At 72.8% G+C, this 6,449-nt stretch carries 6 protein-coding genes and 1 pseudogene; 5 read left to right on the top strand and 2 right to left on the bottom strand.

The annotated features are described in order from the left end of the window. The 4 genes and pseudogenes from ACFFNX_RS38305 to ACFFNX_RS38290 all read left to right on the top strand — a co-directional run. Positions 1–546, top strand: a pseudogene (locus tag ACFFNX_RS38305) (hypothetical protein); the annotation flags it as partial. Beyond that, positions 543–1,385, top strand: coding sequence for a sulfotransferase domain-containing protein (locus ACFFNX_RS38300; protein WP_378211003.1), 843 nt, complete (start codon positions 543–545; stop codon positions 1,383–1,385). The pseudogene ACFFNX_RS38305 and the gene ACFFNX_RS38300, both read left to right, overlap by 4 nt. Continuing rightward, positions 1,373–2,830: a YveK family protein gene (locus ACFFNX_RS38295; RefSeq protein WP_378211002.1), complete on the top strand. Its 1,458-nt coding sequence runs from the start codon at positions 1,373–1,375 to the stop codon at positions 2,828–2,830. The genes ACFFNX_RS38300 and ACFFNX_RS38295 overlap by 13 nt, the downstream gene beginning before the upstream one ends. A 61-nt stretch (positions 2,831–2,891) precedes the next feature. Then, positions 2,892–3,809, top strand: coding sequence for a glycosyltransferase family 2 protein (locus ACFFNX_RS38290; protein WP_378211001.1), 918 nt, complete (start codon positions 2,892–2,894; stop codon positions 3,807–3,809). Positions 3,810–3,812: 3 nt separating this feature from the next. Here ACFFNX_RS38290 and ACFFNX_RS38285 read toward each other — a convergent pair whose 3' ends face one another. Both ACFFNX_RS38285 and pssD read right to left on the bottom strand, forming a co-directional pair. Next, positions 3,813–4,316, bottom strand: a complete 504-nt coding sequence (locus ACFFNX_RS38285) for a glycosyltransferase (protein WP_378211000.1) — start codon at positions 4,314–4,316, stop codon at positions 3,813–3,815. Then, complete coding sequence (gene pssD, locus ACFFNX_RS38280; protein WP_378210998.1) at positions 4,313–4,786, bottom strand: PssD/Cps14F family polysaccharide biosynthesis glycosyltransferase; 474 nt, start codon at positions 4,784–4,786, stop codon at positions 4,313–4,315. Before pssD ends, ACFFNX_RS38285 begins: the two co-directional genes overlap by 4 nt. A gap of 185 nt (positions 4,787–4,971) precedes the next feature. On the opposite strand from pssD, the gene ACFFNX_RS38275 reads away from it, so the two are divergent. Then, on the top strand, positions 4,972–6,449 hold a 1,478-nt coding region (locus ACFFNX_RS38275), incomplete at its 3' end, for a polysaccharide biosynthesis tyrosine autokinase (RefSeq protein ID WP_378210997.1).

Genomic DNA, 6,449 nt, shown 5'->3' with positions numbered 1-6,449 from the left:
GCGGTGTCGTTCCGGTCACGGCGCCGCGCGCCGGTCACGGCGATGCGCGAGCTGACCGGCGCGACCCGCCGCCTGCCGCTGGCCTCCACCGCCTTCTGGCGCCGTTTCGGCGACCTGCCGCTCGAGGACCCGCACCAGCGCGAGCGGCTCGCGGAGGTGGTCGAACGCGTCGGCGCCGCGTACGGCGCGGACGAGCTGGAGTTCGGCGCGTGGCACGGCGACTGGGCTCCGTGGAACATGGCCTGGCACCGCGGCCGGGTCCAGCTCTGGGACTGGGAGCGCCACGACCCGGAGGTGCCGGCCGGCCTGGACCTCGCGCACTACCGGCTCCAGACCGGCGGCGGGTACGACACGTGGCCGGACCCGGCGATCCTCGCGCCGTACGGCATGCGCGGCCGGGCCGCCGCCATCACCGTCGAGCTGTACCTCCTGGAACTCGCCCGCCGCTACCTTGGTGACGCGCAGGGCGAGCTGGGTGAGCCGCTGCGGCCCCGCGCGGCGAAACTGCTCGACCTGCTCCATTCCAACGCCGGGAGGACCGCTTGATCTCGCGACGCGACGCCCCGCAGTGGGTGAAGGAGAGCGGCCGCGCGGTCACCCGCACCGCGGGCCGGCTCAGCTCGGGTGCGCGCATGCTCCCGGACTTCCTCCTGGTCGGCACGCAGCGGGGCGGCACCACATCGCTGTTCCGCGCGCTCGCCCCGCACCCGGGCGTCGCACAGCCCACCTTCCACAAGGGCGTGCACTACTTCGACGTGCACTACGAACGCGGCCTGTCCTGGTACCGCGGGCACTTCCCGCTGCGACGCGGCGAGCGGCTCGCGTTCGAGTCGGCCGGCTACTACATGCACCACCCGCTGGCGCCCGAGCGCATCGCCGCGGACCTGCCCGGCGTGAAGCTGCTCGTGCTGCTGCGCGACCCGGTGGAGCGTGCCTACTCCGCGCACAAGCACGAGCTGGCACGCGGCTTCGAGACCGAGCCCTCGTTCGAACGGGCGCTCGCGCTCGAAGAGGAGCGCCTGGCCGGCGAGGTGGAGCGGATCCGGTCCGAGCCGGGCTACCTGAGCCACAGCCACCGGCATCAGTCCTACCTGGACCGGGGTCGCTACGCCGACCAGCTCGAGGTGCTGTACCGGCTGTTCGGACGCGACCGGGTGCACGTCACCTTCGCCGAGGACTTCTTCGCCGAGCCCGAACCCCACTACGACGCGGTGCTCGACTTTCTGGGCCTGCCGCGCTGGCGACCGGCCGCCTTCGAGCGTCACAACGCCCGTCCCGGCTCACCCCTGCCCGCCGCGCTGCGCACCCGGCTCGTCGACCACTTCGCGCCGCACGACGCACGGCTGGCGGCCCTGCTGGGCGAGGTCCCGCCGTGGCGTCGGTGACCACGTCGTCGACGAGGTCACCGGCCAGGCCGCCGACGAGGGAGTACGACCCGGCGGCCATCGCCCCGCCCGACGAGACCCCGCCGGACGAGGTGAGGCTGGGCCGTTACTGGGGCTTCCTCCGCCGGCAGTGGCCGGTCCTGCTCGTCACCGTCGCGCTCGGCGGCGCCGTCGGCATGGTGCGGTCCGCCACCGTGCAGCACACCTACACCTCGACGGTGGAGGTGCTGTGCCCGCAGATCGCGGTGGAGACCGGCCTGCCGCCGCTGTCCGCCGGGCCGTTCGCGGCCGTCGACCAGAAACCCAGCCTGGAGACGATGGACACCGAGGCTCAGCTCGCGACCTCGGGGACGGTGCTGGAGCAGCTCAGGCGCACCCCCGGCTTCAAGATGCCGGCTGATCGTCTCGCCGGGCGCGTGACCGTCTCCGCCGCGCCGTACTCCCGCGTCCTCATCATCGGCGTCCGCGCGAACCGGCCCGGCAACGCGCGCCAGGGCGCCCGGGTGGTCGGCCGGACCTTCGTCAAGGTGCGCAACCGCGTCATCGGCCAGTACCAGACCCGCAACCGGCAGGCGATCAACCGGCGCGTCTCCCTTCTCAGGGCCGAGTTGAAGGCGCTGCCCCCGGACCCGACCGCGCTGACCCGCATCACGGTACGCACGCGCCGGCAGGCCATGCAGCGCCAGATCATGGACGCGCAGAAACAACTGGCCTTCGGAGACGTGTTCGCCGAGGTGGTCAAGGGAGCCGACAAACCGTCCCGGCCCGACGACCCCGGCTCGGACGTCAACCGCACCTCGGGCATGGGCACGGGGCTGCTCGCGGGGCTCGTCATCGGGCTGGTCCGCGACCGGCGGCCCCGCCGGCTGCGGTACGCCCGCGACGTACGCCGCCGGATCCCGGTGCCGGTCCTGACCGACACCAGGCGGGAGGATCTCGCCGACTCCGGACGGCGGTTGCGCAACCTGGCCTTCGCCGAGGACGCGCGCACCGTACTGGTCACCGGGATGCCCGGCGGGACCGCCGACGCCGTCGCGGTCAGCGTCGCCGCCGCGTTCGCGCACGGCGGCGCGCCCACCACCCTCCTGCGGGTCGCGGACGGGCAGCCGCCGATCTACCCCGCCGCCGAGCCGGCGCCGGCCGAGACCGACGACGGCCTGGGGTCGTTCCGCGTCGTCGCGCTGGCGATCAACGACGGCGACCGTGGCCTGTCCCAGGCGGTCCAGCGGGCCCACCGCGGCAAGGGAGTCGTCGTGATCTCCGGACCCCCGCTCGACACCGCCGAGGCGGTCACCCTGGCCGCGCTCTCGGACATCACGCTGGTGACCGTCGCGCTGAGGGTGGTCACCGACCGGCCGCTCATCGCGGCCATCTCCCACCTGGTCAGCGCCGGTGCCCCACCGCGCGGGATCGTGATCGCTCAGCAGCCGAAGGAGACCTCGTGAGCGAGCGGACCGAACAACACGCGCGCCCGGTCGCTTCACCGGCCAAGGCCAAGGAGGACTCATGAGCGCGGAGCACCCGCCCGTTTCGGTGATCATCGCCACGCATGACCGGCCGCAGCTGCTCGCCGAGGCGATGGAGGCGGTACGCGTACAGGACTACCCGGGAACGGTCGAGTGCGTCATCGTCTTCGACCAGGCCGAACCGGACACCGCCCTCGCGCGGGAGGATCCGCGCCGCCCGGTCGTGGTCGTCCGCAACGACCGCACCCCGGGGCTGGCCGGGGCGCGCAACGCCGGAGCGGCGGCGTCCTCGGGAGAGCTGCTGGCCTTCTGCGACGACGACGACGCGTGGCTGCCGGCCAAGCTGCGGCTCCAGGCGGAACGGCTGGCCGCGACCGGCGCCGACGTCGTGGTGTCGGGCATCCACGTCCGCTACGGCGACAAGACCATCACGAGAGTGCCGCGCCCGGAGGACGTCACGCACGCCGAACTGCTGCGCCGCCGCGTGATGGAGGCCCACCCCTCCACCGTGGTCGTCCGCCGCACGGCGTTCCTCGGCAAGATCGGCCTCGTGGACGAGGACATCCCCGGCAGCTACGGGGAGGACTACGACTGGATGCTGCGAGCCGCGGCGGCCGGGCCCATCGCCGTCGTGGCCGAGCCGCTCGTCACCGTCCTGTGGGGCCGGACGTCGCACTTCAACCGCAAGTGGCGCATGATCAGCGACGCACTCCAGTACCTGCTGCGCAAGCACCCGGGCTTCGCCGACGACCCGCGCGGCCTCGCCCGCGTGCAGGGCCAGATCGCCTTCGCACACGCCGCGCTGGGCGAGCGACCCGAGGCACGCAGGTGGGCGCTGCGCACACTGCGCAACTCCTGGCGGGAACGCCGGGCCTACCTCGCACTGGCGGTCTCCCTGCACGTACTCAGCGCCGACCGGGTACTGCGGCTCGCACACGCCACCGGACGAGGCGTCTAGAACTCAGCCGCGGCGTGCGAGCAGGTCGGCGACGAGGCCGCCGAACCGCGCGACCGACTCGGCGACGTCGCCGCCGTCGGCGACCACCGCGTAGTCGTCCGGTGTGGCGAGCGCGTGGTCCACGAGCCCGCGGAAGGCGTTCTCGTCGGCCGCCGTGGTGATGAGGCCCTTGGCCGCCATGCGTGCGCAGAAGCGCTGCTGGTGGTCGTCCACGTGCTCGCCCAGGGCCGGGTCGCGGGGGACGACGATCGGGCGGCGGCCGTGCCGGCGGCTCTCGGTGATGGTGGTCGGCCCGCCGTGGCAGACGACCACGGCCGCCTCGTCCAGCAGGGAGGTCAGTGCGGCGTGGTCGAGGTAGGCGACGCCCTCGGCTCGCCGCGGCGGGGCCGAGGTGCCGTGCTGCACGACGCACTGGACGCCCTCGGGCAGCCACGCGTCGACCCAGCGGATGAGCCGGTCGAAGGGGTGGTGGTCGGTGCCGACCGAGACGAAGACCAGCGAACTCACAGAAGGCTCCCGATGACCTGCGCGCGGGGGTAGAAGCGGGTCTGTTCTTCCCATTGCACGCAGAACAGGTCGGTGATGGGACGGCAGAGCCTACCCGTGAGCGTCGGAGAGTCGAGCCGGTCGTACACCTCGATGTAGACCGTCGGCACGCGCATCACCTTGGCCACCAGGAAGAACGGGAACGCGACGGCCGCCCCGGTGGAGACCACGACGTGCGGACGCTCGCGGCGCATGACGCGCACCGCGAGGGCGAAGTTGCGCACCAGGTTGCGGACGTTGCGGGTCGTCGGGTGGTGTGCCCACACCGCGCGCTCGCCGTCCAGCTGCGACCGGGCGTCCTCGGTGCCGAACGTGACCCATGTGCGCTCACGCTCATGCCACCATGGGCGAAGAGCCAACAGCTGGGCAAGGTGACCCCCGCTGGAGGCCACGAGGAGGGCGTGCTCTTGGTGCTCCCGATCTCCCGACATGCCGATCAATGTAAATGGAACCTCAAGAGCTGACGACCGATTTGGGAACTGAGGATAGTGTCGTGGCGAGCGCATGACCCTGGGCAGGGGTGTACTTCGAGGGAGACCAGCGGATGGCGGCTGATCAGGACGCGCAAGGCCGATTGACGGGGGTGGCGCGTCGCCACCTCCGGCTCATCTGTTCATTGGCGGCCGCCACCACCGTGGCCGGAGTGGCGGGCGGCCTGCTGCTGCCGGCCAGCGCCCAGGCGACCGCCACCGTCCTCGTCAGCCCGCTCGACGGAAACCCCTACTCCACCAACGGCCGGGGCGATGACCTGACGAACCTCCAGTCGGAGGCCGCGCTCGTTCAGGCGGACGCGGTCGAGCAGGTCGTACGCCAGAAGTTCCGTGCCGCCGACCGCTCGAAGGTCGCGGTGACCGTGCCGCCGAACACCCAGGTCCTGCAGATCACCTACACCGCCTCCAGTGCCACCGCCGCCCGCGACGGCGCCCAGGCCTTCGCCAACGGCTACCTCGCCTACCGCTCCCAGCGGGCGCAGAGCGTGCTGAACGACAAGTCCGCCAAGCTTCGCGAGCAGGAGAAGAAGGTCCAGCAGGAGCTCTCCGCGACCACCAAGCGGCTGCCCACCGCGCCCGCGTCCCAGAAGAACTACCTCCAGCAGCGGATCACCGCGTACAACAACCAGCTCGGCGTCATCGACGAGCAGAACAACGACATCGCCGCGACGCCGGTCAACCCGGGTTCGGTCATCACACCGGCCCAGCCGCCGACCGGCTCCCTCACCACGCGCGCCGCGACGTTCGGCGGTGCGGGACTCGCCGTCGGCCTGTTCGCCGGCCTGCTCATCGCGCTCGCCCTCGAGCGTTCCGACCGGCGGCTGCGCGACGTCCGTACGGTGCAGCGCCTCGGCGTGCCGGTGCTCAGCACGGTCTCCTCCGCCAACGGGCTGGTCCTCGTCACCGCGCCGAAGAGCCGGGCCGGCGAGGCGTACCGCCGCCTCCGCGCCGCCGTCGTCGCGTCGGTCCAGGACCGCCCGGTCACCCTGCTGGTGACCAACGCGACCCCGGCGGCCTCGGCGACGCTGACCAGCTCGAACCTCGCCGTCGCGCTCGCCCACGCGGGGTCCGCGACGATCATGGTGGACGCCAGTTTCTCCGAGACGAGCCCCTCGGCACTGTTCGGGCTCGGCCAGTCCAAGGGCCTGTCCGACGTGCTGATGCGGGGCACCGACCCGACGCAGCTGCTCGTGCACGCCGACTCCCAGCTTCGGCTCCTGCCCCGCGGGCCGGGCGCCGGCGCCGCCGCCGAACGCTTCAGCGGCCCGCGCATGCGCGAGACCGTACGCCTCCTGCGGGACAAGGCCGAGTACATCCTGATCAATGCGCCGAGCGTGCACGACGCGAACGCACAGGCGCTGTGCACGCTGGCCGACGCCGTGCTCATCGTCGTCACGCTCGGCCAGACCACGCGCGCCGACATCGAGCAGGCCTACACCGAGGCGGAGCGCGCGGGCGCCGTCGTGATCGGCACCGTGGTCGAGGACACCCGGTCCCGTCGCGCCGCCGGGGCGGACCGCTCGCCCCGGCCGCCGTCCTCGCACCGCGCCGACGGTTCGGGCACCGCGGTCACCAGGCGTGAGCCCGAGTACGGCCCCGGCAC

This window comes from Actinoallomurus acaciae (genome assembly GCF_042429965.1).
GTDB classification, from domain to species: domain Bacteria; phylum Actinomycetota; class Actinomycetes; order Streptosporangiales; family Streptosporangiaceae; genus Actinoallomurus; species Actinoallomurus acaciae.
This window is presented reverse-complemented; position numbering and strand designations above follow the sequence as displayed.

Excerpts from the sequence above, each read along its gene's own strand:
- pssD (WP_378210998.1), bottom strand. The coding sequence starts at position 4,786 with ATGTCGGGAGATCGGGAGCACCAAGAGCACGCCCTCCTCGTGGCCTCC.
- ACFFNX_RS38290 (WP_378211001.1), top strand. The coding sequence starts at position 2,892 with ATGAGCGCGGAGCACCCGCCCGTTTCGGTGATCATCGCCACGCATGAC.